We start from the raw sequence: 25369 nt of genomic DNA on the forward strand, positions 1-25369 counted from the left end.
ATGCGCAGGCATGAGCGACCTCAGCGAACAGGCCGTGCACTTCGGCCCGTACCGGATCCACCCGCGTCAACGCCTGGTGCTGGAGGCGGGCCGGCCGCTGCGCCTGGGACGGCGGGCGGTGGAGATCCTGCTGATCCTGCTGGAACAGGCCGGCAATGTGGTGAGCAAGCAGGAACTGATCGCGCGGGTCTGGCCCACAAGCGTGGTCGAAGACGGCAACCTGCGGGTGCATATGGCGGCGTTGCGCAAGGCCCTCGGCGATGGCCAGGCCGGGCAGCGCTATATCGTCACCGTGGCCCAGCGCGGTTACAGTTTTGTGGCGCCACTGAGCATCGAACCGATGACGATTCCAGCCGACGGCATTCCCCAAAGCCAGGCCCATAACCTGCCGCTGCGCCGCACGCGGATGATCGGCCGCCAGGCGCTGATCGATGAGCTGGTGCAGCAATTGCCGCAACAACGTTTTATCACCCTGACCGGCGCGGGGGGCATCGGCAAGACCACGGTGGCGCTGCGCGTCGCCGAATTGTTGATCGGGCATTACCGCGACGGTATTCGCCTGCTGGACCTGGCGCCCCTCAGCGCGCCGTCGATGATCCTGCCCAACCTCGCCGCCCTGCTCGACCTCACACCCGCCGAACACGCGCCGCTGCTCACCCTGGCGCGCAGCCTGCAGGCGCGCCAGTTGCTGATGGTGATCGACAACTGCGAACACCTGCTCGACGACATCGCGCTGATCAGCGAAACCCTGCTGCGCCATGCGCCCGACCTGCACATCCTCACCACCAGCCGTGAAGCACTGCGTGCCGAGGGTGAATACGTGCAGCGCCTGGAGCCGCTGGCCTGCCCGCCCGCCACCGGCAACCGTGCCCAGGCCCTGGGCTATCCGGCCCTGCAACTGTTGATCGAACGGGCCATGTCCCATCAGGACAGCTTCGCGCTCAGCGAAGCCGAACTGCCGCTGGCGATTGATATCTGCCAGCGCCTCGACGGTCTCCCGCTGGCCATCGAGCTGGTGGCGGCGCAGATCGAACGCTTCGGCCTGCCAGGCCTGCTGGTGCAGATGGAAGACAACTTTCGCCTGCTGACCCGTGGCCGCCGCAGCGCCCTGCCCCGCCAGCAGACCTTGCGCGCCACGTTGGACTGGAGTTTCGACCTGCTCTCGCCCTGCGAACAGATCTGCCTGCGCCGCCTGGCGGTGTTTCGCGGCGGCTTCAGCCTGGCCAGCGCGGCGGCGGTGATCGCCGGGGAGCAGATCGCACCGGCCGAGGTGCTGGGTTCGATCACCCAACTGGTGGCCAAGTCCTTGCTCAATGTCGAGCCCGCAGATGAAGAGATGGTCTACCGCCTGCTCGACATCACCCGGACCTACGCCCTGGAAAAGCTCAGCGTGGCCGCTGAACTCGACACCACCCGCGAACGCCACGCCGCACGCTGCCTGGCCTTGATGGAACAGGCACGGGAAGATTGGGAACGGACCGCGACCCAGCCCTGGATCGACCGCTATGCGCCCCTGCGCGAAGACATCCGCACCGCGCTGGATTGGGGCCTGGGCGACCAGGGTGCGCACCTGTTGGGGATTCGCCTGACGGTCAGCGCGATGCCGTTGTGGCAGGAGCTGTCACTGTTGAGGGAGCACGGGCTGTACGTGGGTAAGGCGCTCGCGCGGCTGGCGCAATCGCCGGCGCCGAACCCGCACCTGCACATGGCGTTGCAACTGGCGCTGGGCAGTTTTTCGTATCACACCCAGGGCGGTACGCCGCAGACCATTGACGCCTTCGCCTGCGCGCGGCGCCTGGCCGAAGCGAACAATGACCTGAGCGGCCAGTTGCGTGCGGTGTCGGGCCACATGGCGGTCAACCTGTGTTGCGGCAACTATCGCCAGGCGCTTGCGCAAAGCCTGCACTTCGATCAACTCGGCCCCCAGGCCGCCCCCTTGCTCGACCTCAGCGCCCAACGCCTGCGGGTACTGGCCCAGCACTTTGCAGGTGACCAGGCAATGGCCCAGCACAATGCCGAACAGGTGATCCAGCGCATGGCCCACAGCGGCCATCTGAACCGGTTCACCCATGGCTTCGGCGTGCAGTACGACCAGAGCGTGGCCTCACTGACGATCCTCGCCCGCATCCTGTGGCTGCGGGGCTTCCCGGAGCGCGCCTGGCGCACCGCGAACCAGGCCCTGGAACTGGCGCTGCAGATCAACCACGGCACCTCGATCTGCTACACCCTGGCCCTGGCCGGGGTGGTCATTGCCCGCTACAACGGCGACGCGACCTCGGCGCGCTCACTGCTGGACCTGTTGATGCAACAAGCGCAAAAACACGCGGTGCAGCTGTTTCACACCTGGGCCCGACACTACGCCGGTACGGCGCCAGACGAAGACCTGCAGGGGCTCGGCCTGGTCGCAGACACCCTGGTGACCTTCAACGCGACTGCGGTGGACGCGGCGATGTTCGAACGCGCCAGAAACGGCGCGGCCGGCTGGTGTACTGCGGAGATTCTGCGGGTGCGCGCCGAGCACATCGACGATCCCCAGGCGGCAGAAGCACTGCTGCTCGACGCGTTGGGTCTGGCGCACCAGCAAGGTGCCCTGGCCTGGGAGTTACGCAGTGCGACCGCACTGGCGCGGCTGTGGCAGCGCCAAGACCGCCGGCAAGCGGCCCACGAGCTGCTGAACGCGGTCTACACTCGATTCACCGAAGGGTTCGCCACCCAGGACCTAATCGGCGTGCGCCGCCTGCTCGACGAGTTGCAAGACAAACGGCCGGCCTGAAAACGCGCCCAGATAATGCCCATACCCTTGCTGCAACTGCGCCACCTGCAGCGGGTCGCGCAGTTGCGCCAGGGCGTAGCTGCGCACGCTGTTGAGCAGGCGATAACGCTCGGGACCGAGACCGGGTTCCACGCTCAGCAGCGAGGTGTCGACCAGTCGCCGCAGCAGGTAAGACAAGTCGGCGTGGGCCAGCTCGGTGCCGGCGATCAACTGAGTCAGCGCAGGCAAGCTCACCGCCATCTTGAACAGCCCCAGTTGCAGGAACATCCAGCGCTCCGGCAGGCTCAGGCGCTCGTATGACCAATCCAGGGCCGCCGCCAGGGATCGGTGCCGTTCCACCGCCGTGCGCCGACCGCGCGCCAGCACTTGCAGGCCACTGCGCAATTGCACCTGCAAGCCCTGCACGCCGAGGGCGTCGACCTGGGCGGCTGCCAGTTCGAGGGCCAAAGGGATACCGTCGAGCCGGCGGCAGATATCGCGCAGCGCCGGCAAGTCCTGGGAGCGCAGGGCAAACCCTTGCTGACTGGCGCGTACACGCGCAACGAACACCTGCACCGCCGAGTAGGCCATCGCCTGCTCGACACTGCCCCAGGCGGACGGCATCGGCAGCGCCAATCGAGGCACGCGCTGCACCCATTCACCGGGCACCCGCAAGGCTTCGCGGCTGCTCAACAACAGCGTCACTCCGGGCGCGCTGGCCTGCAGCGCGCGCGCCAGATGACGGCAGGCACCGAGCAATACGTCGGCACCATCGAGCACCAACAGTAACTGGCGCGAGGCCAATTGACGGGATAACGCCGAGGCACTGTCACACGCCTCGAGCCCAAGGGTCTGGGCCACGTGGCGCAGGATTGCCGTGGGCGCGTCGACGCTGGCCAGATCCAGCCACCACACGCCGTCGCGATAACGCGGCAACACGCGCTCGGCCAACGCCAGGGCCAGGCTGCTCTTGCCGACGCCGGCGCCTCCGGTCAAGGTCATCAGGCGTTGCCCGCACAGGCGCCGGACCAGCGCACCCAAGAGTTCGTCGCGGCCGATCAACGGGCTGAGCCGGGTCGCCAGGTTGTGCCGCGGTGCCACGTGGCGGGCGGCATCCTGCAGCGGTGCGACGCAGCAATAGCCGCGCTGGGGGTCATTGAGAATGTAGCGACGGCCGTCCAATGCACGGCGCAGAGCGGCGATATGCACCCGCAGGTTGTTCTCTTCCACCACGCTGCACGGCCAGACGCGGGCGATCAGGGTGTCCTTGCGGACAAATTGCCCGGGCGCTTCGAGCAGCACCGCCAGGATATCCAGAGCGCGCCCGCCCAACGGCACAGGCATGCCCGCCTTGCTGACCAGGCGCTGCTGGCGGTGAAAGGTGTAGGGGCCAAAGCGCATCGCATGGTCGTTGTTCATCTGCGTAAAAGCGCTGAAACACCCGAGCTTGGGCGCCTGCGCATCCTTCTTCCATGGGCCTGCCGTTATCTTGCCAGCTCGCCGTGACAGGGCAATGCTGGCACGGGGAGCGATACGGACAATCGGGTGCGCGAGACGGACATCCTGTCGTTAACTGAACTGCTGTCGGTATTGGGTGGGGTTAAGGCCGAGTTTTTCACTGAACAGAAAGCGCATATGTCGCACGCTGCCGAAGCCTGCGTGAAAGGCCACGGTCTTGAGCGGCAGGTCGGTGGTTTCCAGCAGGTGCCGGGCGCGGTCGATGCGCGCGCCCTGCAGGAACGCCATGGGCGTCATCTGCACTTCTTTGGCGAACAGCCGCGCAAAGTGCCGCGCACTCATGCCCGCCAGCGCCGCCATGGATTCGATGGTGAACGGCTGGTCCAGATGCGCCAGCACCTGGTTCTGCACCCGCGTGATCGCGGTTTCCTGGGGCGCCACGGCGGCGGTCATCGGGCTGAACTGGGCCTGCCCGCCCTGGCGTTTCATCACCACCAGCAGCACTTTGGCCACGTCCACCGCCACCTGCTTGCCGTGGTCCTGGGCGACGACCGACAGCGCCAGGTCGATGCCCGCCGTCACCCCACCCGAAGTGATCAGGCGGCCGTCCTGCAGGTAGATGCGGTCGGTTTCGACGATGGCCTGGGGGAAAGCCTTGATCAGCCGCTCGGTGTAATGCCAGTGGGTGGTCACGCGGTGGCCGTCGAGCAACCCGGCATGCCCGAGCACAAAGGCGCCGGTGCAGATCGAGCCGAAGCGCCGCGCGCGCGGGGCGGCGGCCATGAGCCAGGGCAACAGGTCGGGGTGGCATTCGTTATAGGCACCGGGGCCACCCGGCACCAGCAGCAGGTCATAGGCCTCGTGCGCCTGGGCCAGCAGCAGGTCGGGCTGGACGACCACGCCATTGGACGCACGCAGCGGGCCGGGCTCGGTGCCGATGGTCAGGATCTGATAGTGCTGCGCCGCTGGCAGGTAGCGGTTGGCAATCGAAAACACTTCAAGCGGCCCGGCCATGTCGAGCAGGAGGAAGTCTGGAAACAGCGCCATGGCCACGGTGTTCATAGAGAGAGACGTCCATCAGGAAGGAAGGCAGCGGCAATTATGCCACGCCTGAGACTGTCAACTTCAGCGCGACAGTTATTCAGATATCAGCTTCTTAATGAATATTTCAGTAACCAGTAACCTTCTTCTCAACGCAAGCGCCCTGCATTTCGCAGCCCGCTCTGACTTGAGGACACCACCATGCTGACCCTTCGCAAAGCCTCCGATCGCGGCGCCGCCAATCACGGTTGGTTGAAGTCGTTCCACACCTTCTCATTCGCCAACTACTGGAACCCCGCCGAACAGGGTTTTTCCGACCTGCTGGTGATCAACGATGACCGCGTCGCGGCAGGCCGTGGCTTCGGCCAGCACCCGCACCGCGACATGGAGATTTTCTCCTATGTGCTCGAAGGCGCCCTGGAACACAAGGACACCCTGGGCACCGGTTCGGTGATCCGCCCCGGCGATGTGCAACTGATGAGCGCCGGCAGCGGCGTAGCCCACAGCGAGTTCAACCATAGCCAGAGCCGTGGCGTGCACTTCCTGCAAATCTGGATCGTGCCGAATGTGGCCGGCGCAGAACCGCGCTATCAGCAAGAGCACTTCAGCGAAGCGCAGAAACGTGGCCGCTTGCAGTTGATCATCGCGCCGGATGGCGCCGACGGCTCCCTGCACGTGCGTCAGGATGCACGGGTGTACGCCGGGCTGTTCAACGCCGACGAAAGCGCACGCCTGGACGTGGCGCCGGACCGCCACGCGTACATCCATGTGGCCCGTGGCAGCGTCGAGATCAACGGCCAGCGCCTGCAGGAAGGCGACGGTGCCCGCGTGCGCGATGAGCGCCAGATCCACCTGAGCCACGGTGAGGATGCCGAAGTACTGGTGTTTGACCTGCGCCCCCTGGAACTGCCGCAGATGCCGTGACCGCTCCACGATAGCCCGCCCACACGGGCTATCGCTGGCGTCGATAGTCACCATCAACCCAATGAAGTTCTCTTAAAAATGGCAACGCGTAACATCAAACCCACACCAGGCAACACCCTAATCAAACACTCGGAGCACACTCTCATGAAACGCCAACTCTTGCTTAGCCTCGCTTTCTCGGTACTTGCAGCAAACGCTTTTGCCCACCCTGTCGTCGCTGAAGGGGGCGCTGATCGCCTCAACGAAAATCGCGTCGCCGAAGGCGGTGCGGATCGCTTGCAAGGCAACCGTGTCGCTGAAGGTGGTGCTGAACGGCTGTTGGAACGTCGTGTCGCCGAAGGCGGTGCTGATCGCCTGCAAGAACGCGGTCTGGCCGAAGGCGGTGCTGATCGCCTGCAAGAACGCGGTCTGGCCGAAGGCGGTGCTGATCGCCTGCAAGAACGCGGTCTGGCCGAAGGCGGCGCTGATCGCCTGCAAGAACGCGGTCTGGCCGAAGGCGGCGCTGATCGCCTGCAAGAACGCGGTCTGGCCGAAGGCGGCGCTGATCGCCTGCACAGCAACAACGCCTGACCCCGCGCTGTTTGCGCAGCACCCCAAACCGGCCTGATCAGCCGGTTTTTTTTCGTCTGCTCATCGGTTGTTGGCTTGAAATCGCTTGCGATACGCCGCCGGCAGCATCCCCACCCGCTGCTGAAACAGGCGCCGAAACGAGTTGCTGTCTTCATAGCCCACCGCGTAGGTGATGCTTTCGAGCGTCATGCGCGTCGACTCCAGCATCTGCTTGGCGCGCTCCAGGCGCAGGGTCTGCACATAGGCGATCGGCGTATAGCCGGTGGCGTCCTTGAAGCGCCGCTTGAAATTGCGCACACCAAAACCAAAGCGCCGGGCCACGTCGTCAATCACCAGCGCCTGGGCGCAGTGCTGCTCCAGCCAATGCTGCACGCGCAGTATCTCTGCGTCGCCATGGCCCTTGGGCAACGACCACATGGCGTACACCGACTGCACCGTGCGCACCGTGTCGATCAGTAGATATTTGCCACAGGTGTGAGCCAGTTCCGGCGAGCCGAAGCGGCGGATCAGGTGGAGCATCAAGTCCATCGCCGCACTGGCACCACCACCGGTAATCACGCGATTTTCTTCGCAGAGCATCTGTGCGTCATCGAGGATCACGTCCGCGTAGCGTCGCCGGAAAAGCTCGGCAAAGGCCCAGTGAGTGGTGGCATGCAAACCTTGCAGTACACCGGCTTCAGCCAACACAAAGGCGGCAGTACACATCGAAGCCAGCACAGCGCCGCGCCCATGCTGTTCGCGCAGCCAGGGGCCAAAGGCGGCAAACGTCGGCAAAGCCTCTTTTAAGGTGAAGAGAAAGCCGGGGATCAACACCAGGTCGGTCTGCGCGATCTGTGCAGTCGAACAGTCCACTTGCAGACGCTGCCCGCCCCAGGCGTTCACGGCCTGGCCGTCCAGGGACGCGACCACAACCTCGAAGGGCGGGCTGTCGGCAAACAGGTTGGCGGCGCTGAGCATTTCCAGGGCCAGGGTGGCGCTGGCGGTAGAACAGTGATCGGCCAGGAGCAAGGTAATGTGCATTCATGGACCTTTTTTGCGCTTTTGGCATGTAATAAGTCATTTGCGCACCTACCTTAGCCGATTTCGCGCCCTTACAGTGCTGCCACTGATTAACTGTTTGGCGTCTCTATGAATCTCTGGTTTCGATTGCTGTACATGCTCTGCCGTCGCCCCTGGCGCAAACCTGCCGATGGCCTCGCTACCACCGTGGTGCGCATGCGGGTGTGGCCGCTGGACCTGGATCTCAACCGGCATGTCACCAATGGCCGCTACTTTTCCCTGGCGGACGTTGCGCGGATGGATTTTGTCTTGCGCACCGGCGCGTTTCGCGTGGCTCTGCGCAACAAGGCGCTGCCGATCGTGGGCGATACCTGGGGCAAGTTTCGCCGCGAGCTCAAGTTATTCGAGGTGTTCGAGGTACACACCCGCATGCTCGGCTGGGACCACAAGTGGAGCCTGATGGAGCACCGTTTCGTCAGCAAGGGTCGGGTGGTCGGCGTGGTGGTGATGCGCGGGCTGTTCCGCTCAGCCAAGGGCACCCTGCCCCCGGCGGATTTTGTGCGTGAGCTGGGGTTGGACGAAGCCTCGCCGCCCATGCCGCAGTGGCTGAGCGACTGGGCGCAGAGTTGCGATGCGATGAGCGTGCAGTTGCGCGGCGAGGAACAGGCGTGAACCGGCGGATGCCAGCGTCTTCAAGTGGGCGCCAGCGTCGTCTCTCGCTACGTGCCGGGCCCCGTTAGCAGGGGGAATACGCTTGATTCCCCCCTTTCTCGATTCAAGCCGGGCTGCGCTCCTCCAACCCACGCGCCGCCAACGCACCCAACACCCCACCGGCAATTGGCGCCAGCCAGAACGCCCAGAGTTGCGCCAGGTACTCGACGCCAGCGAACAACGCCGGCCCGGTGCTGCGCGCGGGGTTGACCGAAGTGTTGGTGACGGGGATCAGGATCAGGTGAATCAAGGTCAGCGCCAGGCCGATGGCAATCGGCGCAAAACCGGCAACCGCGCCCGGCGCAGTCACGCGCATGATGATCAGCACAAAGAAGAACGTAGCGATCAGTTCGGCCAGCAACGCCGCCTTCATGTCGAACTGGCCGGGGCTCAGCGGGCCATAGCCGTTGGCGGCAAAACCACCCACTTCAAAGCCTGGCTGCCCGCTGGCAATCACAAACAGGGCGGCGGCGGCGACAATCGCACCCGCGACCTGAGCGGCTATGTAGGGCAGCACATCGACGCTGGGAATGCGGCGCCCGGCCCATAGGCCAATGGTCACCGCCGGGTTGAAATGCCCGCCCGAGACGCCGCCGACCGCGTAGGCCATGGTCAGTACGGTGAGCCCGAACGCCAGGGACACTCCCAGAAAACCGATCCCCAGTTCCGGGAATGCCGCCGCCAGAATGGCACTGCCACACCCGCCGAACGTCAACCAGAAGGTACCTGCAAACTCTGCGGTCAAACGCTTTTGCACAATCAACTCCATTGCTTTTCAAACGCCACGGCCCTGCTCGAAGGGCGTGGCAATCGCCGTCACCACAGGATGTGGGAGGTCCTGGGTGACGGTAGCAACAGGCGCCAAGGCGCCTTGTAAGATTTGTCTGGTTTTAGTCGCGCGCGACACCCTGCCCAAACCGCCGGATCGCCAGGCAATAGCCGATCAACGCCAGCGCCGCCAACACGCCGCCCGCCGCGCCGATCCAGGCGAAGCCGAAGTGGCTGCCGACCCAACTGCCCATCAGCGCGCCGCCGCCGATACCGACGTTGTAGATACCGGAGAACATCGCCATGGCCACGTCGGTGGCGTCCGGCGCGAGCACCAGGACTTTGGACTGCATGGCCAGGCCGAAGCCCATGATCGCCATGCCCCAAAACACGCTCAGGCCGACGAGGTAGGATTCGGCCCCGCTCAACGGCAGCATCAGTGCCAGGCACGCGGCCAGCAGGAACACCGCGCCCACCACGAACAGATGCGGGCTGAACCGGTGTACCAGGCTGAACAACAGCGAGCCGATGATGCCCGCACCGCCGAACACCAGCAGGAACAGGGTCACGACATTACCGCTCAGGCCGGCGACACGTTCGACAAAGGGTTCGATGTAGCTGTAGGCGGTGAATTGCGCGGTGATCACCAGGGCGGTGAGCACGTAGAGCGCCACCAGTGCCGGGCGCTTGAACAGCAGCGGCAAGCTGCGCAGGGAGCCGGAGTTCTGGCTCGGCAACAGCGGTAAGGTCCGCGCTAGCCAGAACACCAGGGCCGCAGCGAATGCCGCAATCACCAGGAACGTGGTGCGCCAGCCCATCGCTTCGCCGAGCAGGCGGCCAAGGGGAATGCCCAACACCATCGCCAGCGACGTGCCGGTGGCCAGCAGGCCGAGGGCTTGTACTTGTTTGCCGGCCGGCGCCAGGCGTACCGCGAGGGACGCGGTGATCGACCAGAACAACGCGTGGGATAAGGCGATGCCGATCCGGCTGACCATCAGCAGGCCAAAGCTGGTGGCGACGCTGGAGAGGATGTGACTGGCGATGAACAGGCCGAACAACACGATCAGCAGCTTGCGCCGTTCGATGTTGCGCGTCAGCAGCATCACCGGTAGCGAGGTCAGCGACACGATCCAGGCATAGATCGTGAGCATCAGGCCGACGCTGGCGATCGGCATATCAAAGCTGGCGCCGATGGCGCTGAGCAGGCCAACGGGCACAAATTCAGTGGTATTGAACACAAAGGCGGCCAGCGCGAGGGCGATGACCGGTTGCCAGTTGGCACGGGGCGTTGCGGTTGAAAGGCTCATTGAAGGGCGAGGCACTCTGACGATGATCGAACGGCCACCCAGGACAAGCGCCGCCGCCGAACATTCTATAGGTTTCCCGGTCGGCTGTTGACGCTCATCCGGGGTAAATCGCCCTCGGCAGGATCAGCGTAGCCCCCTCACGGGTCGACCTGCCCCATCAGTTCCGGAATGCTTTCCGGGCGCTGGGCATAACGCTGTGCCAACGCCGCACACACCATCAACTGGATCTGGTGAAACAGCATCAACGGCAGGATCAACACGCCCATGGTCGCCCCGGCAAACAGCACCTGGGCCATCGGCACTCCGGTGGCCAGGCTTTTCTTCGAACCGCAGAACAAGATGGTGATGCGGTCCTCCTGATTAAAGCCGAAGGCCTTGCCCAGCAGCGTGGACGCCACCAACACCAGGGCGAGCAACACGCAGCAGGCCACCACCAGGCCGCCCAGTTCCCACAGCGGAATCTGCTGCCAGATGCCTTGGATGACCGCTTCGCTGAACGCGCCGTAGACCACCAGCAGGATCGAGCCCTGGTCGACGAACTTCAGCCAGGCCTTGTTGCGACCGACCCACTCGCCGATCCAACGGCGGGCGATCTGCCCGGCGACGAACGGCAGCAGCAGTTGCACGCTGATTTTCAGCATGGCGTCGACGGTCGAACCGCTCTCGCCGTGGACATTCAGCAGCAGCGTCACCAGCAACGGCGTGAGGAAGATCCCGAACAGGCTCGACGCCGCCGCGCTGCAAATCGCCGCCGGGATATTGCCGCGCGCCAGCGACGTAAAGGCAATCGCCGACTGCACCGTGGCCGGTAACGCGCACAGATAGAGCATGCCCATGTACAGGTCGTTGCCGATCAGCGGCGACAACAGTGGCTTGAGCGCCAGGCCCAACAGCGGGAACAGCACAAAGGTTAGGCTGAACACCAGCAGGTGCAAGCGCCAGTGACCGGCCCCGGCAACGATGGCCTGGCGCGACAGCTTGGCGCCGTGCAGGAAAAACAGCAGCGCGATGGCCAGGTTGGTCACCCAGCCGAAGGCCACGGCGGTCTGGCCGCTGGCGGGCAGCAAGGACGCGAGGACCACCGTGGCGATCAGGGTCAGGGTGAAATTGTCGGGCAGAAAGCGCGGGCGAGTCATAAGCAGGATCTTCCGGGGTTGCCAAGAGCGTCATCACGACTCTAACGTAACGCTTTATTACCGACTAACGCCAATGAGCCAGTAAATGCCGCCTAAAGGACATGACAAGACCGTCCGCCGCAGCGTGCCCGGGCTTTCCAGCCTGCCACGCCCGGTGTACGGGCGCACCGAATCCTTGCCCAACCGCGCCCTGACCCGCCGGCACAGCCACCCGTGGGTGCAGTTGTCCTACGCGATTTCCGGGGTGCTGGAGATCCAGACCAGCGTCGGCCGCTTCGTCGCGCCGCCGCAGCGCGCGGTGTGGATTCCGGCGGGCATGCCGCATCGGGTCTACAGCTCGCCGCACACAGAGATGCGCAGCCTGTACCTGGATTGCAGCGTCACCGTGTGGGCGGACGAACGTTGCCAGGTGTTGGCGGTGAGCAGTTTGTTGCGCGAGTTGATCCGCCGCTTCAGTGAACTGCCGGTGGAATATGCCGAAGCGGGACCGGACGGCAGGCTCGCCCAGGTGATACTGGACCAACTGGCGGCGGCGCCCCAGGTCGATTTGATGCTGCCGTTACCCCTGGACCCGCGCTTGCGGCAGATCTATCGCAGCTTGAACCTGCACCCGGAGCAACCCACCACCCTGGGGGATTGGAGCCGCAAGCTGGCGGTCAGTGAGAAAACCCTCAGCCGCCTGTTTTTGCGTGACACCGGGCTGACCTTCCGCGCCTGGCGCCAGCGCTTGCGCCTGCTCAGCGCCCTGCCCGCCCTGGAGCAAGGCGAGCGGGTGACGGATGTGGCGTTGGCGTGTGGGTATGAATCCACGTCGGCGTTTATCAACGCGTTTCGCCAACAATTCGACGCCACCCCTGGCGAGTTTTTCCGCTAATGCAGAGGAAGCTGCTCAGCGTTGCTTCATGCGGTCGATCACCACCGCCAGCAGCAGGATCGAGCCGCGGATCACGTACTGATAGAAGGTGTCGATGTTCTTCAGGTTCATCGCATTCTCGATGATCGCCAGAATCAGCACCCCGGCGATCACATGGCGGATCATGCCGATACCGCCACTCAACGACACCCCGCCGAGTACGCAGGCGGAAATCACCGTCAGCTCAAAGCCCTGGCCGATCATCGGCTGGCCCGAGGTCATGCGTGACGCGAGGATCACCCCGGCCAACGCGCCGATCAGGCCATGCACGGCAAAGATCAGGATTTTCGTGCGGTCCACGTTGACCCCGGCCAACAACGCGGCTTCCGGGTTGCCGCCGATGGCCATGGTGTTGCGCCCGTAAGTCGTGTAGTTGAGCAGCCAGCCGAAGAACAGGAAGCAGACGAGGGTGATCAGGATCGGCACCGGCACGCCAAATAGCTGGCCATTGCCGAACACAAAGAACTGATCCTGGGACACGCCCACCGCCTTGCCGTCGGCAAAGATATAGGCCAGGCCGCGCACGATTTGCATGGTCGCCAACGTGGTGATCAGCGCATTGACCCGCAGCTTGGCGATGACAATGCCGTTGATCAGCCCGACGATCAGGCCCATCAGCAGCGCCGCGCCGATGCCGAGCATGACGCTGTCGGTGTCGCGCATCACTATCGCCGCGACCACGCCGGCGCAGGCGATCACCGAGCCCACCGACAAGTCGAAGTGCCCCGACGCCAGGCAGAACAGCATGGTGCAGGCCGCAATGCCCACCGTGGAAATCGCCAGGCCCAGCCCGCGCATGTTCAGCGGCGAGAGGAAGTTGTCGATCAGCAAGGCACACAGCAGAAAAATCCCCAGCGCCGCGAGCAACATCGCCCAGTTGTCGAGCAGCGCGCGCATATCCAAGGGTTTGCGTGCCGTCGGCAACGCGTTGTGTTGGGTCGTCATAGTCGTCTCTCAGTTCGCCAGGCCACGCGGCAAGGCCAGTTGCAGCAAGTTGGATTCAGTGGCGTGTTCGCGCCGTTGTTCGCCGCGCAAAGTGCCTTCGCACAGCACCAGAATGCGGTCAGAAATCCCCATCACCTCCATCAGGTCGCTGGACACCACAATCACCGCAATACCGCTCGCCGCGAGGTCATGGATGATCTGGTAGATCTCCGACTTGGCGCCGATGTCGATGCCCCGCGTCGGCTCGTCCAGCAGCAGCACCTTCATCGGCATCGACAGCCAGCGGCCAAGAATGGCCTTCTGCTGATTGCCGCCGGACAGGTACATGATTTTCTGCTCGGCGCTTGGGGTCTTGACCTTCATCGCGCTGATTTGCCGGCCGGCGTTGCCCTGCTCCCAGCCCTCGCGCAGCAGCCAGCCAAACCGGGAATGGGCGCCGCGCGCGCTGATGTTGATGTTCTCGGCCACGCTGGACAGCGGGATGATGCCTTCCTTCTTGCGGTCCTCCGGGCACAGCAGTACGCCGGCGGCGATGGCGTCGCGGGGCGAACGCAATTGCAGCGCTTGCCCGCACAGTTCCAACTGCCCCGCCGTGGCGCGCTGCAAGCCGCTGAGCAGGCGAAACAGCTCGGTGCGCCCAGCGCCGACCAAGCCGAACAGGCCGAGGATCTCGCCCTTGCGCACGTCAAAACTGATCGGCTCGCGCAGGCCGGGGCCGAGCAAACCGTCGACCTTGAGCGCCACGTCGCCGTGCTCGCGCGGGCGGTAGTCGTAGATGTCCTGGATATCGCGGCCGACCATGCAGGTGACCAGTTGGTCGTGGCTCAGCGCGCTCATGTCGTCGAAGGTGCGCACGTAGCGGCCGTCCTTGAACACCGTCACCGCGTCGCAGATACGGAACACTTCTTCCATGCGGTGGGACACGTACAGCACCACTTTGCCCTCGTCGCGCAGGCGCGTGATGATCGCCATCAGCCGGTCGATCTCGCGGGCCGACAGGCTGCTGGTGGGTTCGTCGAAAGCGATCACATGCGCGCCACGGGACAGCGCTTTGGCGATTTCCACCAGTTGACGCTGGCCCAGGGACAGCCGCCCGAGCTTCTCCTGCGGGTCGATTTCATCGGCCAGGCCCTTGAGGCAGGCCAGCGCCTGCTCGCGCAGCCGCCGGCGGTTGACCACGCCGAAGCGCGCCGGCAAATGCCCGAGGAACAGGTTTTCGGCGACGCTCATTTCCGGCACCAGATGCAACTCTTGGTGGATCACCGCGACGCCGCTGGCAATGCTGTCGGCCGCGCATTTGAAGGCCATGGTCTGCGCGCCGATCTGCACACTGCCGCTGCTCGGGATGTAGGCGCCGCCAAGGATCTTCAGCAGCGTCGACTTGCCCGCGCCGTTCTCGCCCATCAGCGCGTGAACCGAGTGCGGCCGCGCTTCAAAGCTGATCTGCGCCAGGGCTTTCACACCGGGAAACTCCTTGCCGATGCCATTGAAACGCAAGGCCGCGCCGGTCATTTCCACAGCCCGATCTTGGTCAGTTCTTCCTGGAAGTTGGCGCGAGTGATCAGCGTCACTTCGTCCATGGCCGTGTATTTCGGCGGCTGCGTGCCTTTGGTGACCCACTCGTACATCATCAGCGCGGTGTTGTAGCCCTCGATGTGCGGGCTTGGCAGCATCGAGCCGAAGAAGCCGCTGTTGGCTTTCTTCAATTCGCCGATGGCGTCGGTGCCATTGATGCCGATGCCGATCACATTCGCGGCGGCAAACCCGGCGCTTTCGGTGGCGCGCACGCCGCCGAGCACGGTGTTGTCGTTCATGCCGCCGATGATCAGGTTTTTCGCGCCGCTGGGCAGCTTGACCAGGGCCGAGTTGGTGGCGTCCATGCTGCCGGGCACGTCGAGGGTCTTGAGCGCGGCAGTGAGGATGTGGTCCTTGGGAATGCCCGCTTCTTCGAGGGATTTGATCGAGCCGTCGGTGCGCTTTTTACCGGTGTCGAGTTCGTTGAAAGTGGTGATCACCGCGTAGGTGTCTTTCCAGTCCCAACCGCGTTTTTTCGCCTCGGCGGCCATCGCCGCGCCTTGTTTCTGGCCGACTTCAAAAGCGGCCATGCCCAGGTACGGCACGTCCTCCATGAAATTGCCCTTGGCGTCGACGAAACGATCATCCACCGCGATCACTTTCAAGCCGTTGGCTTTGGCCTTGGCGACGATGGCCGGGCCGAGGGACACGTCCGGCGGGCAGATCACAAAACCTTTGGCGCCGTTGGCGGCCAGGCTGTCGATGGCCGAGAGGGTTTTCTCGCCGTCGGGCACGGCGATCTTGATCACGGTGAAACCATGTTCCTTGCCGGCTTTTTCGGCGAAGGCCCATTCGGTCTGGAACCAGGGTTCTTCGGCTTGTTTGACCAAAAAGCCGATCTTCACTTCTTCGGCGGCCAGCAACAGGCCGCTCATGCTCAGGGCCGAGGCCGCGACGGCGGCACAGCACAGGGAACGCAAACCACGACGACGATTCATACGGGTGACTCCTTGTTGTTGTTTTTAAAGTCTTGGGTTCAGCCAGCAAAGCGGTGACAGGGTTTACCGGGCACATCGACCTCGATGGCAAGCACCGCGCCATCCAGCGGGTGATCAAGCGGGCTGGCGGCGCTGGTGATGTACAGGGTGGTGAGGTGGGGGCCGCCGAACACGCAACTGGTGGGGCGGCTGACGGGCAGTTCGATGATGCGATCCACTTCACCCTCCGGCGTCAGGCGCAGCAGGCAACTGCCGTCCCAGCGTGCGTTCCAGAGATAGCCTTGGCTGTCCATGGCCGAGCCGTCCGGCGCGCCGCGCCCGTGCGGGCCGAACCACACTTGGGCAGGGTCGAGTTGGCCGTTCGGTTGGATTGCATGCCGATACAGCGTGCCGTCGAGGCTGTCGCCGAAATGCACCTGGGTGCCGTCCGCGCTCCACAGCAAGGTGTTGGGAATACCCAGGCCGTGCAGCAACGGCGTGACCCGCGCATCGGCATCCACGCGAAACAGCCCGCCGGAACGTCGCGTGACGGGCAAGTCTTCACCCTGTTCGCCGAGGTTGTTCTGCATGGTGCCCAGCCACAGGCGACCCTGGGCGTCGCAGCGCGCTTCATTGCCACGGTTGCCCGCGTGCGGGTCGGCCACGCAGAACAGGCGCAAGGCTTCGGTCGCGAGGTTCAGTCGATACACGCCGCTGCTCAAGGTCACCAGCGCATCGCCGCTTTCAGACGGGATAAACGCGGAGACATGCTCCGGCAACCGCCAGGCCTGCAATTGCCCGTCCATCAGGCGCAGCGCCTGTTTGCCGGCGATGTCGACCCAATACAGGGCCTGGGTGGGCACGTCCCAGAACGGGCCCTCCCCCAGTTGCGCACGGTGCGCGGTGACGGCGTGAAACGACATGAAGCCTCCTGGATTGTTGTTGTTCTCAGGTGCGCGTTACAGCGCGTCGCGTGACGGCGTGCCATCCACCAGGCGCTGGATACGCAATGGGTTGGCGTTTTTCAACGCGTCGGGCAGCAGGTTGTCCGGGTAGTTCTGGAAACACACCGGGCGCAGGAAGCGGTCGATGGCCAGGCTGCCGACCGAGGTGCCGCGCGCATCCGACGTCGCGGGGTACGGGCCGCCGTGGACCATTGCGTCGCACACTTCCACGCCGGTGGGGTAGCCGTTGAGCAGGATGCGCCCGACTTTCTGCTCCAGCAGCGGCGTGAGTTCGGCAAACTGCTGCAGGTCGGCCGGCTCGCCGATGATCGTCGCCGTGAGCTGGCCGTGTAGGCCGTGCAAGGCAACGCTGAGCTGGGCCTGGTCGGCGACTTCGACGAACACCGTGGTGGGGCCGAACACTTCCTCTTGCAGCACTTCATCGCCGTCGACCAGCAGGCTGACATCGGCCTTGAACAGCTGCGGCCGCGCCTGATTGCCGGCTTGCGCCTGACCCGCCAGGTGCTGGATGCCGGGATGCGCCAGCAGTGTTTGCAGACCCTTGTCATAGCTGCTCAAGGTGCCGGCATTGAGCATGGTCTGCGCCGGCTGATCGCCGATCAGTTGCGCCACCTGCTGGGTGAACGCGCTGAAAGCCGGCGACGCGAGGCCGATCACCAGGCCGGGGTTGGTACAGAACTGGCCGCAGCCTTGCACCACCGAGGCAGTCAGCTCGCGGGCCACGGTTTGCGCGCGCGCCTGCAGGGCCTGGGGCAGCACGATGACCGGGTTGATGCTCGACATCTCGGCGAACACCGGGATCGGCTGCGGGCGTGCCGCCGCCATGTCGCACAAGGCGCGCCCGCCCTTGAGCGAGCCGGTAAAGCCGACCGCCTGGATCGCCGGATGCTTGACCAGCGCCTCACCGACGCCGCCACCGAAGATCATGTTGAACACGCCCGCCGGCATTTCGGTGGCCTCGGCCGCACGAATGATCGCATCGGCGACGCACTCGGCCGTGGCCATATGCCCGCTGTGGGCCTTGAACACCACCGGGCAACCGGCCGCCAGCGCGGCGGCGGTATCCCCGCCCGCCGTGGAAAACGCCAGGGGGAAGTTGCTCGCGCCAAACACGGCGACGGGGCCCAGGCCGATGCGGTACTGGCGCAGGTCTGGGCGCGGCAGCGGCTGGCGATCCGGCAGTGCCTTGTCGATGCGCGCGCCATAGAAATCACCACGGCGCAACACCGTCGCGAACAGACGCATCTGCCCGCTGGTGCGGCCGCGCTCGCCTTTGATACGGGCAGCGGGCAGCGCGGTTTCACGGCAGACCCGCTCGACAAAATCATCGTCCAGCGCGTCCAGCTCATCGGCGATCGCCTCCAGGAACTGCGCGCGGCGCGCTGCACTCAAGGCGCGGTACGCCGGGTAAGCCGCCGCCGCTGCCTTGGCAGCGGCGTCGACTTCCTGCGGGGTCGCCTGGTAGAAAGCCTGGGGCAAGGCTTCGCCGGTCGCTGCATCGATGCTCTGCAGCTTGAGGTTGCCGTTGGCGCTGCGCTGGCCGCCGATGAAGTTGTGGCCAAGGAACTGGGACATGTGGCTCTCCTTTAAAGGGTGATGACGTCGCCGGGTGCGAAGACGGCGTTAGCACTGCCGACACGATTGACCAGCGGCGCGCCGAACTCGGCCTGGCTGATCTCGAACACATCGCCCGGTTGGGTACGTATACCGTCGGCGAATGACAGGGTCGCGGTGCCGAAGAAATGAATGTGGACATCGCCAGGTTTGAGGAACTGGCTGTATTTGAAGTGGTGGTACTCAAGGTTTTCCAGGCTGTGGCACATATTGGCCTCGCCACTGAGGAATTCGTTCTGCCAGATCACTTCGCCGTTGCGCAGGATGCGGCTGGTGCCGGCCAGATGTTGCGGTAACTCGCCCACGCGCAACTCCGGGCCGTAGCTGCAACTGCGCAGTTTGGAATGGGCCAGGTACAGGTAGTTCTTGCGTTCCATCACGTGGTCGGAGAATTCGTTGCCCACCGCAAAACCCACGCGATAGGGCTTGCGGTCGTGGCCGATCACATACAGCCCGCCGATCTCCGGCTCTTCGCCGGCGTCTTCGGCAAAAGGCGGCACCGGGAACGCCGCGCCGGGGCGCACGACGATGCTGCCGTCGCCCTTGTAGAACCACTCCGGTTGCACGCCCGCCTGGCCCGCCGCCGGTTTGCCGCCCTCCACGCCCCATTTGAAGATGCGCATGGTGTCGGTCAGCGCGCTGTCGTCACCGCCCTGCTGGTGCATCTTGTCCCGCGCCGACGCGCTGCCCAGGTGGGTCAGGCCGGTGCCACTGATCAGCATATGGGCCGGGTCCGGGTGGTCCAGCGGTGGCAGGATCTTCAGGTCGGCGAGCAGCTCGGCGTAGGTGTGACTGTCGCCCAGGCCGAGGCTCTGCACCTGCTGAGCGAGGCCCACGCCCGCTTCGATCGCGGCCAGCGCCAACTCGCGCACGCTGTGCGCGCTGAGCACTTCGCGCACCTGGCTACCCTCCACCACGCCGACCCGACGCTCACCGTTGCGCAACTCGAACTGAACTAAACGCATGCCGCTTCTCCTGATAATCGATTAAGTACGCGTGGCGCCACGGGCGCTCGCAGCGAATTGGTCAGCCGGCAGCACATGCTTGCGCTCCAGCAGACGGTAGACCACGCCGGTCAGTAGCAAGCCGAACACCATCACTGCGGACAGGAAGTACAAGCCCGAGGCCAGGTTGCCGGTGTATTCCTTGAGCGCGCCGATCACGAACGGGCCGATATAGCCGCCGAGGTTGCCCACCGAATTGATCAAGGCAATCCCCGCTGCCGCGCTCGCCCCGGCAAAAAACCGCCCGGGCAGGGTCCAGAACACCGCAGTGCAAGAAAACATCGCGAACGCCGCCAGGCACAGCGCCGCCATTTGCAGCACCGGCACACTCAGCCAGGCACTGAAGAACAGGCCGATGGCACCCAGTACGTAAAGCACCGCCAGGTGGCCGTAGCGATCGTTCAAACGGTCGGAACTGCGCGGGATGATCAACAGCCCGATGATCCCGAAGATATACGGCACCGCCGACACAAAGCCGGTGACCAGGTCGGTGCCGCCGAACTGCTTGATCAGCGTCGGCAGCCACAGGCCCAACCCGTAGATGCTCAGGGTCACCGGCAAGTAGAACAGCGCCAGCAGCAACACGCGCTTGTCCTTGAGGGCGTGCAGCGGATTGCCGTGGCGGGTCTGGCCGTATGTTTGCAGGTCCTTGGCCAGTTCGCCGGTGAGCCAGGCTTTTTCGTCTTCGCTCATCCAGTTGACCTGCTTGGGGCCGTCCGGCAGGTAGCGCAGCACCGGCCAGGTGAGCAGGATCGCCGGGGTGCCGATGACGATGAACAGCCATTGCCAGCCGTGCAGCCCGAGGGTGCCGTCCATGCCCAACAGGCCGCCGGAGACCGGGCCGGTGATCATCATTGCGATCGGTTGCGAGAGGATGAACAGCCCAAGGATCTTGCCGCGATGGCGCACCGGGAACCACTGGGTGATGTAGTACAGAACGCCGGGGAAGAACCCCGCCTCCGCCGCGCCGAGCAGAAAGCGCATCACATAGAAGCTCTGCGGCCCCTGCACGAACGCCATGCCGATGGTGATGGTGCCCCAGGTGATCATGATCCGTGCGAACCAGCGCCGTGCGCCGAAGCGATCGAGCATCAGGTTGCTGGGGATCTCGAACAGGAAGTAGCCAATAAAGAACAGGCCTGCGCCAAAGCCGTAGGCCGCATCACCGATGCCGACGTCGGCGCCCATGTGCAGCTTGGCGAACCCCACGGCGGAGCGGTCCACGTAGGCGATCAGGTACAGCAGGACGAGGAAGGGAATCAGTTTCAGCGTGATGCGCCGTATAAGCCGCAGTTCCTGGCTCATGGGAGTCGATCTCCGATTGTTGTTTTTATAGAAGCTCGGGGGACGCCTCTCGCGAAAATCCGCCAGGGCAATACCTCAGTTGAGATTGACTATATAGTAGTACTATTTACGAAACAACACTTCCAAACCTAACATTTTGCGCTTATGTTTAGCTTCATAGAGAACATATAGTCATACAATAAGAGAAACCATCATGTCTGATAAAAAACCTGGCCTGCGCTCCGCCCAGTGGTTTGGTACCGCCGACAAGAACGGCTTCATGTACCGCAGCTGGATGAAGAACCAGGGCATCGCCGACCATCAGTTCCACGGCAAACCGATCATCGGTATCTGCAACACCTGGTCCGAGCTGACCCCGTGTAACGCCCACTTCCGCCAGATCGCCGAGCACGTCAAGCGCGGCGTGATCGAGGCCGGCGGCTTCCCCGTGGAATTCCCGGTGTTCTCCAATGGCGAATCGAACCTGCGCCCCACCGCCATGCTCACGCGCAACCTGGCGAGCATGGACGTGGAGGAAGCGATTCGCGGCAACCCCATCGACGGCGTGGTGCTGCTGACCGGCTGCGACAAGACCACCCCGGCGCTGCTGATGGGCGCGGCCAGTTGCGACGTGCCGGCCATCGTGGTCACCGGCGGGCCGATGCTCAACGGCAAACACAAGGGCCAGGACATCGGCTCGGGCACGGTGGTGTGGCAGCTCAGCGAACAGGTCAAGGCCGGCACCATCAGCCTGGATGACTTCCTCGCGGCCGAGGGCGGCATGTCGCGTTCGGCGGGCACCTGCAACACCATGGGCACCGCGTCGACCATGGCCTGCATGGCCGAGGCACTCGGCACGTCGCTGCCGCACAACGCGGCGATCCCGGCGGTGGATGCACGGCGCTATGTGCTGGCGCATATGTCCGGCATGCGTGCGGTAGAGATGGTGCGCGAAGATTTGAAGCTGTCGAAGATCCTCACCAAGGAAGCCTTTGAAAACGCGATCCGCGTGAATGCGGCCATCGGCGGTTCGACCAATGCGGTGATCCACCTCAAAGCCATCGCCGGACGCATCGGTGTCGAGCTCGATCTGGACGACTGGACGCGCATGGGGCGCGGCATGCCGACCATCGTCGACCTGCAACCGTCCGGGCGTTTCTTGATGGAAGAGTTTTACTACGCTGGCGGCCTGCCGGCGGTACTGCGCCGTCTCGGCGAAGCCAACCTGATCCCGCACCCGAATGCGTTGACCGTCAACGGCAAGTCGCTGGGCGAGAACACCAAGGATTCGCCGATCTATGGCCAAGACGAAGTGATCCGCACCCTCGACAACCCGATCCGCGCCGACGGCGGCATCTGTGTGCTGCGCGGCAACCTCGCCCCGCTGGGCGCGGTGCTCAAGCCGTCGGCCGCCAGCCCGACGCTGATGCAGCACCGTGGCCGCGCCGTGGTGTTCGAGGATTTCGACATGTACAAGGCGCGCATCAACGACCCGGACCTGGACGTGGACGCCAACTCGATCCTGGTCATGAAGAACTGCGGACCCAAGGGTTACCCGGGCATGGCCGAAGTCGGCAACATGGGCCTGCCGGCCAAGCTGCTGGCCCAGGGCGTGACCGACATGGTGCGGATTTCCGATGCGCGCATGAGCGGCACGGCGTATGGCACGGTAGTTTTGCACGTGGCACCGGAAGCCGCTGCCGGCGGGCCGTTGGCCACGGTGCAGGAAGGTGACTGGATCGAACTCGACTGCGCCAACGGGCGCTTGCACCTGGACATCCCCGACGCCGAGCTGGCGGCGCGCATGGCCGACCTGAAACCCCCGCAGAAGCTGATCGTCGGCGGCTATCGCCAGCTGTACATCGACCATGTGCTGCAGGCGGACCAGGGCTGCGACTTCGATTTCCTGGTGGGTTGCCGTGGGGCCGAAGTCCCACGTCATTCCCACTAATTGGGATGCTATGATGCCGCCTATTTAGCCAGAGCATCCCTGTCGTTATGGATCACCAGCCGTCCAAGCCGCGCAAGAGCATGCATGCCCAGATCGTCCAGGACTTGGGCATGCACATCGTTTCCGGCCGCTTCAAGCCGGAAGAAAGACTGCCCATGGAGGCCACGCTCTGCGAGGAGTACAAGGTCAGCCGCTCAGTGTTGCGTGAGGCCACGCGAGTGCTCAGCGCCAAGGGCCTGGTGTACTCCAAGCCACGGGTGGGCGCAGTGGTGCGGCCACGGCTGAAATGGCACCTGCTCGACCCGGACGTACTGTCCTGGTTGATGCAGTCCACGCCCCATAGCGAGTTTTTCAACACCCTGGCCGGTGTGCGGCGCATCCTCGAGCCGGAAATCGCCGCCATGGCCGCGACCACGGCCACCGACGAAGACATCACCACCATCGAAAAAGCCTACCTCGGCATGGAAACCGCGCAGACCCACGACGCGCTGCTACAGGCCGACCTGGACTTTCACCGCGCAATTGCCGACGCCACGCGCAACGACCTGTTGGCCTATATGTGCAACATGCTGTCGCTGCCGCTGCGCGAGTCGATCAACATCACCAACCGCCGCCCGGATATCCAGGGCCTGAGCCTGCCCCGCCACAAGGCGATCCTCACCGCGATCCAGAACCGCGACGCCCTCGGCGCCCGGCATGCTTCGCTGGTGCAACTGGACGACACGCGGGTAGCGCTGGATACGGTGATGAATGTGCTGACGCCGTTGTAAGCCCCACCCTCGTTCGACAGCCATGAAGATCAAATGTGGGGCTCGACGGTGCCCGCAAGGTGGGGGCGCAGGAACACTTTCTGTCAGCCCTGGAGATCAAATGTGGGAGATGTCGAGCCCCAGCGAGGCTTCGATGACGGTGGTTCTGCCAGCATTGTTGCTGCCTGACCCACCACTATCGCGGCCTCGCCGGGGCTCAACATCTCCCACAGGCCCTGCTGAGCGGCTGCCTCAGCGATAGCGTTCCAACCAATGGGCATACGGCGCAGGCAAGGTCCAGGACGCTTTCTCTACCCCCAGCTCCTTGGCGGCAAAGTACGCCCAATGCGGATCAGCCAGATGCGCACGCCCCACCGAGACCAAGTCCACCTGCCCGGCCTGCAACGCACCTTCCGCCAGTTGCGGCGTGCCAAACCCCCACGCCGAGGTGACCGGAATACCGGCTTCGCGGCGCACGCGCTCAGCGATCGGCCCCAGGAACGCCGGGCCCCACGGGATCTGGGTGTCGGCAATGGTGAAGCCGACGCTGACGCTCAGCAGGTCCAGGCCACCGGCCTTGAAGCGACGGGCCAACTCGATGGATTCGGTCAGGGTCTGCTCGTCACGGCCGTCGTATTCGATCACGCCGAAACGCGCGGTCAACGGCAGGTTTTCCGGCCAGACTTCACGCACAGCGGCCAGGGTTTCCAGGAGGAAACGGCTGCGATTATCGAAGCTGCCGCCGTAGGCATCGGTACGCTGGTTGGAATGCTCGGAGAAAAAGCTCTGGGCCAGGTAGCCGTGGGCAAAGTGCAGTTCGATCCATTCAAAACCGGCGTCGCGGGCACGGCGGGCGGCGTCGACGAAATCCTGGCGCACGCGGGCGATGTCATCCAGGGTCATGGCGCGCGGCACGTTAGGCAGGTTGGCGCCGAACGCAATGGCCGACGGCGCGAGGGTTTCCCAACTGCGCGCATCGGAAGCCGGCATATGGTCGTCGCCTTCCCACGGGCGGTTGGCACTGGCCTTACGACCGGCATGGGCGATCTGAATGCCCGGCACCGCGCCTGCAGCCTTGATGGCCTTGACCATCGGCACGAACGCCTGGGCGTGGGCGTCGCTCCAGATACCCGCGCAACCGGGGGTGATACGGCCTTCAGGGGACACTGCGGTGGCTTCAACCACCAGCAAACCGGCGCCGCCACGGGCCATGCTGGCCAGGTGAACGTGGTGCCAGTCGTTGACGATACCGTCGTTGGCCATGTACTGGCACATCGGCGGGATCGCGATGCGGTTACGCAAGGTCACGTCTTTAAGTGTGTAGGGTTCAAACAAAGCAGCCATCGGGAACCTCCAGGGGCAAGTGCGTGATTCGATAGTTCGATGGTATTCGAACTATGGTATTCAACGCCAGCCCTGTTATCATTTGTTTTATGCGAGCCTTCAAACACCCCGCCCAACAAGACCTGACCCTCGAACGCGTGCTCTACGCCTTGAGCGACTCGGTGCGCCTGGAAATCGTGCGCTGCCTGGCCGGCGTACCCGAAGCCACCTGCGGCGAACTGGACGGCGGGCGGCCGAAATCCAGCATGTCCCACCACTTTCGCGTGTTGCGCGATGCCGGGCTGGTCCACACCCGCAGCGTCGGCACCACTCATCTGAATTCGTTGCGCGCGGACGTGCTTGAGGCGCGCTTTCCTGGGTTGCTGGCGAGCATTTTGGCTCAGCACTGAGAAACGATTCAGCCTGCACCATCCTTGACCGCGAACCTTTCACCGCAAACCAC

At 64.3% G+C, this 25369-nt stretch carries 22 protein-coding genes; 8 read left to right on the forward strand and 14 right to left on the reverse strand.

What is annotated here, in order from left to right:
* Positions 1–10 precede the first annotated feature (10 nt).
* Entirely contained in the window at positions 11–2773 is a 2763-nt protein-coding gene (locus P3S72_RS18570) for a winged helix-turn-helix domain-containing protein (protein WP_276193527.1), read from the forward strand.
* Here P3S72_RS18570 and P3S72_RS18575 read toward each other — a convergent pair.
* The gene (locus P3S72_RS18575; RefSeq protein ID WP_276193528.1) at positions 2720–4171 is read right to left on the reverse strand and encodes a winged helix-turn-helix domain-containing protein; all 1452 of its coding nucleotides are present in this window, start codon (positions 4169–4171) and stop codon (positions 2720–2722) included. The two genes, P3S72_RS18570 and P3S72_RS18575, sit on opposite strands and share 54 nt — an antisense overlap.
* Positions 4172–4321: 150 nt before the next feature.
* Positions 4322–5272 carry a GlxA family transcriptional regulator gene (locus tag P3S72_RS18580; protein ID WP_276193529.1) on the reverse strand — a complete coding sequence of 317 codons (951 nt, stop codon included), beginning with the start codon at positions 5270–5272 and terminating at the stop codon, positions 4322–4324.
* Positions 5273–5452: 180 nt separating this feature from the next.
* On the opposite strand from P3S72_RS18580, the gene P3S72_RS18585 reads away from it, so the two are divergent.
* Positions 5453–6175: a pirin family protein gene (locus tag P3S72_RS18585; protein ID WP_276193530.1), complete on the forward strand. Its 723-nt coding sequence runs from the start codon at positions 5453–5455 to the stop codon at positions 6173–6175.
* A gap of 144 nt (positions 6176–6319) precedes the next feature.
* Positions 6320–6745, forward strand: coding sequence for a hypothetical protein (locus tag P3S72_RS18590; RefSeq protein WP_276193531.1), 426 nt, complete (start codon positions 6320–6322; stop codon positions 6743–6745).
* A gap of 60 nt (positions 6746–6805) precedes the next feature.
* Here the strand turns inward: P3S72_RS18590 and P3S72_RS18595 are convergent, their stop codons facing one another.
* Positions 6806–7765 carry a helix-turn-helix domain-containing protein gene (locus tag P3S72_RS18595; protein ID WP_276193532.1) on the reverse strand — a complete coding sequence of 320 codons (960 nt, stop codon included), beginning with the start codon at positions 7763–7765 and terminating at the stop codon, positions 6806–6808.
* Positions 7766–7873: 108 nt separating this feature from the next.
* Here P3S72_RS18595 and P3S72_RS18600 point away from each other — a divergent pair, with 108 nt between their 5' ends.
* Positions 7874–8416, forward strand: a complete 543-nt coding sequence (locus P3S72_RS18600) for an acyl-CoA thioesterase (RefSeq protein WP_276193533.1) — start codon at positions 7874–7876, stop codon at positions 8414–8416.
* 103 nt (positions 8417–8519) lie between these two features.
* On the opposite strand, the gene aqpZ is transcribed toward P3S72_RS18600, so the two are convergent.
* From aqpZ to P3S72_RS18615, 3 genes are all read right to left on the reverse strand, one after another.
* A complete protein-coding gene (gene aqpZ / locus P3S72_RS18605) occupies positions 8520–9224 on the reverse strand; it encodes an aquaporin Z (RefSeq protein ID WP_276193534.1) in 705 nt (234 codons plus the stop codon).
* A 121-nt stretch (positions 9225–9345) separates the two neighbouring features.
* Complete coding sequence (locus P3S72_RS18610; RefSeq protein WP_276193535.1) at positions 9346–10530, reverse strand: sugar transporter; 1185 nt, start codon at positions 10528–10530, stop codon at positions 9346–9348.
* Positions 10531–10667: 137 nt separating this feature from the next.
* Positions 10668–11666, reverse strand: a complete 999-nt coding sequence (locus P3S72_RS18615) for a bile acid:sodium symporter family protein (protein WP_276193536.1) — start codon at positions 11664–11666, stop codon at positions 10668–10670.
* A gap of 85 nt (positions 11667–11751) precedes the next feature.
* Between P3S72_RS18615 and P3S72_RS18620 the strand changes: the two genes are divergently transcribed.
* Positions 11752–12540 carry a helix-turn-helix transcriptional regulator gene (locus P3S72_RS18620; RefSeq protein WP_276193537.1) on the forward strand — a complete coding sequence of 263 codons (789 nt, stop codon included), beginning with the start codon at positions 11752–11754 and terminating at the stop codon, positions 12538–12540.
* Positions 12541–12555: 15 nt separating this feature from the next.
* Here the strand turns inward: P3S72_RS18620 and araH are convergent, their stop codons facing one another.
* From araH to P3S72_RS18655, 7 genes are read right to left on the reverse strand one after another with little or no spacing between them, the layout of a single operon-like run.
* Positions 12556–13524: an L-arabinose ABC transporter permease AraH gene (gene araH / locus P3S72_RS18625; protein WP_276193538.1), complete on the reverse strand. Its 969-nt coding sequence runs from the start codon at positions 13522–13524 to the stop codon at positions 12556–12558.
* A gap of 9 nt (positions 13525–13533) precedes the next feature.
* Positions 13534–15036 carry an L-arabinose ABC transporter ATP-binding protein AraG gene (gene araG / locus P3S72_RS18630; protein WP_276197955.1) on the reverse strand — a complete coding sequence of 501 codons (1503 nt, stop codon included), beginning with the start codon at positions 15034–15036 and terminating at the stop codon, positions 13534–13536.
* Positions 15033–16037 carry a substrate-binding domain-containing protein gene (locus P3S72_RS18635; RefSeq protein ID WP_276193539.1) on the reverse strand — a complete coding sequence of 335 codons (1005 nt, stop codon included), beginning with the start codon at positions 16035–16037 and terminating at the stop codon, positions 15033–15035. The genes araG and P3S72_RS18635 overlap by 4 nt, the downstream gene beginning before the upstream one ends.
* Before the next feature lie 38 nt (positions 16038–16075).
* Entirely contained in the window at positions 16076–16939 is an 864-nt protein-coding gene (locus tag P3S72_RS18640; RefSeq protein WP_276193540.1) for an SMP-30/gluconolactonase/LRE family protein, read from the reverse strand.
* Between the two features lie 36 nt (positions 16940–16975).
* Positions 16976–18556 carry an aldehyde dehydrogenase (NADP(+)) gene (locus P3S72_RS18645; protein WP_276193541.1) on the reverse strand — a complete coding sequence of 527 codons (1581 nt, stop codon included), beginning with the start codon at positions 18554–18556 and terminating at the stop codon, positions 16976–16978.
* Positions 18557–18567: 11 nt separating this feature from the next.
* Positions 18568–19560 (reverse strand): AraD1 family protein, encoded by a 993-nt coding sequence (gene araD1 / locus P3S72_RS18650; RefSeq protein WP_276193542.1) that lies wholly within the window; start codon positions 19558–19560, stop codon positions 18568–18570.
* 21 nt (positions 19561–19581) lie between these two features.
* Positions 19582–20904 (reverse strand): MFS transporter, encoded by a 1323-nt coding sequence (locus tag P3S72_RS18655; RefSeq protein ID WP_247408455.1) that lies wholly within the window; start codon positions 20902–20904, stop codon positions 19582–19584.
* A 193-nt stretch (positions 20905–21097) separates the two neighbouring features.
* On the opposite strand from P3S72_RS18655, the gene P3S72_RS18660 reads away from it, so the two are divergent.
* Both P3S72_RS18660 and P3S72_RS18665 read left to right on the forward strand, forming a co-directional pair.
* A complete protein-coding gene (locus P3S72_RS18660) occupies positions 21098–22834 on the forward strand; it encodes an IlvD/Edd family dehydratase (RefSeq protein ID WP_276193543.1) in 1737 nt (578 codons plus the stop codon).
* Positions 22835–22881: 47 nt separating this feature from the next.
* The gene (locus P3S72_RS18665; protein WP_247405106.1) at positions 22882–23604 is read left to right on the forward strand and encodes a FadR/GntR family transcriptional regulator; all 723 of its coding nucleotides are present in this window, start codon (positions 22882–22884) and stop codon (positions 23602–23604) included.
* A gap of 231 nt (positions 23605–23835) precedes the next feature.
* Here P3S72_RS18665 and P3S72_RS18670 read toward each other — a convergent pair whose 3' ends face one another.
* Positions 23836–24927, reverse strand: a complete 1092-nt coding sequence (locus P3S72_RS18670; protein WP_247405102.1) for an NADH:flavin oxidoreductase/NADH oxidase — start codon at positions 24925–24927, stop codon at positions 23836–23838.
* An 89-nt stretch (positions 24928–25016) separates the two neighbouring features.
* Here P3S72_RS18670 and P3S72_RS18675 point away from each other — a divergent pair, with 89 nt between their 5' ends.
* Positions 25017–25316 (forward strand): helix-turn-helix domain-containing protein, encoded by a 300-nt coding sequence (locus P3S72_RS18675; protein ID WP_247405100.1) that lies wholly within the window; start codon positions 25017–25019, stop codon positions 25314–25316.
* The last annotated feature ends 53 nt before the right edge of the window (positions 25317–25369 follow it).

The organism is Pseudomonas sp. D3, from assembly GCF_029320995.1.
GTDB lineage: Bacteria > Pseudomonadota > Gammaproteobacteria > Pseudomonadales > Pseudomonadaceae > Aquipseudomonas > Aquipseudomonas paraveronii.

Bases quoted from the DNA above. Each gene is read 5' to 3' on its own strand.
- P3S72_RS18620 (WP_276193537.1), top strand. From the start codon at position 11,752: ATGCCGCCTAAAGGACATGACAAGACCGTCCGCCGCAGCGTGCCCGGG.
- P3S72_RS18595 (WP_276193532.1), bottom strand. From the start codon at position 7,765: ATGCACATTACCTTGCTCCTGGCCGATCACTGTTCTACCGCCAGCGCC.
- P3S72_RS18635 (WP_276193539.1), bottom strand. From the start codon at position 16,037: ATGAATCGTCGTCGTGGTTTGCGTTCCCTGTGCTGTGCCGCCGTCGCG.
- P3S72_RS18590 (WP_276193531.1), top strand. From the start codon at position 6,320: ATGAAACGCCAACTCTTGCTTAGCCTCGCTTTCTCGGTACTTGCAGCA.
- P3S72_RS18655 (WP_247408455.1), bottom strand. From the start codon at position 20,904: ATGAGCCAGGAACTGCGGCTTATACGGCGCATCACGCTGAAACTGATT.
- P3S72_RS18670 (WP_247405102.1), bottom strand. From the start codon at position 24,927: ATGGCTGCTTTGTTTGAACCCTACACACTTAAAGACGTGACCTTGCGT.
- P3S72_RS18675 (WP_247405100.1), top strand. From the start codon at position 25,017: ATGCGAGCCTTCAAACACCCCGCCCAACAAGACCTGACCCTCGAACGC.
- P3S72_RS18610 (WP_276193535.1), bottom strand. From the start codon at position 10,530: ATGAGCCTTTCAACCGCAACGCCCCGTGCCAACTGGCAACCGGTCATC.
- P3S72_RS18580 (WP_276193529.1), bottom strand. From the start codon at position 5,272: ATGAACACCGTGGCCATGGCGCTGTTTCCAGACTTCCTCCTGCTCGAC.
- P3S72_RS18660 (WP_276193543.1), top strand. From the start codon at position 21,098: ATGTCTGATAAAAAACCTGGCCTGCGCTCCGCCCAGTGGTTTGGTACC.
- araD1 (WP_276193542.1), bottom strand. From the start codon at position 19,560: ATGCGTTTAGTTCAGTTCGAGTTGCGCAACGGTGAGCGTCGGGTCGGC.
- P3S72_RS18640 (WP_276193540.1), bottom strand. From the start codon at position 16,939: ATGTCGTTTCACGCCGTCACCGCGCACCGTGCGCAACTGGGGGAGGGC.
- P3S72_RS18575 (WP_276193528.1), bottom strand. From the start codon at position 4,171: ATGAACAACGACCATGCGATGCGCTTTGGCCCCTACACCTTTCACCGC.
- P3S72_RS18570 (WP_276193527.1), top strand. From the start codon at position 11: ATGAGCGACCTCAGCGAACAGGCCGTGCACTTCGGCCCGTACCGGATC.
- P3S72_RS18665 (WP_247405106.1), top strand. From the start codon at position 22,882: ATGGATCACCAGCCGTCCAAGCCGCGCAAGAGCATGCATGCCCAGATC.
- araG (WP_276197955.1), bottom strand. From the start codon at position 15,036: ATGACCGGCGCGGCCTTGCGTTTCAATGGCATCGGCAAGGAGTTTCCC.
- P3S72_RS18600 (WP_276193533.1), top strand. From the start codon at position 7,874: ATGAATCTCTGGTTTCGATTGCTGTACATGCTCTGCCGTCGCCCCTGG.
- aqpZ (WP_276193534.1), bottom strand. From the start codon at position 9,224: ATGGAGTTGATTGTGCAAAAGCGTTTGACCGCAGAGTTTGCAGGTACC.
- araH (WP_276193538.1), bottom strand. From the start codon at position 13,524: ATGACGACCCAACACAACGCGTTGCCGACGGCACGCAAACCCTTGGAT.
- P3S72_RS18585 (WP_276193530.1), top strand. From the start codon at position 5,453: ATGCTGACCCTTCGCAAAGCCTCCGATCGCGGCGCCGCCAATCACGGT.
- P3S72_RS18615 (WP_276193536.1), bottom strand. From the start codon at position 11,666: ATGACTCGCCCGCGCTTTCTGCCCGACAATTTCACCCTGACCCTGATC.
- P3S72_RS18645 (WP_276193541.1), bottom strand. From the start codon at position 18,556: ATGTCCCAGTTCCTTGGCCACAACTTCATCGGCGGCCAGCGCAGCGCC.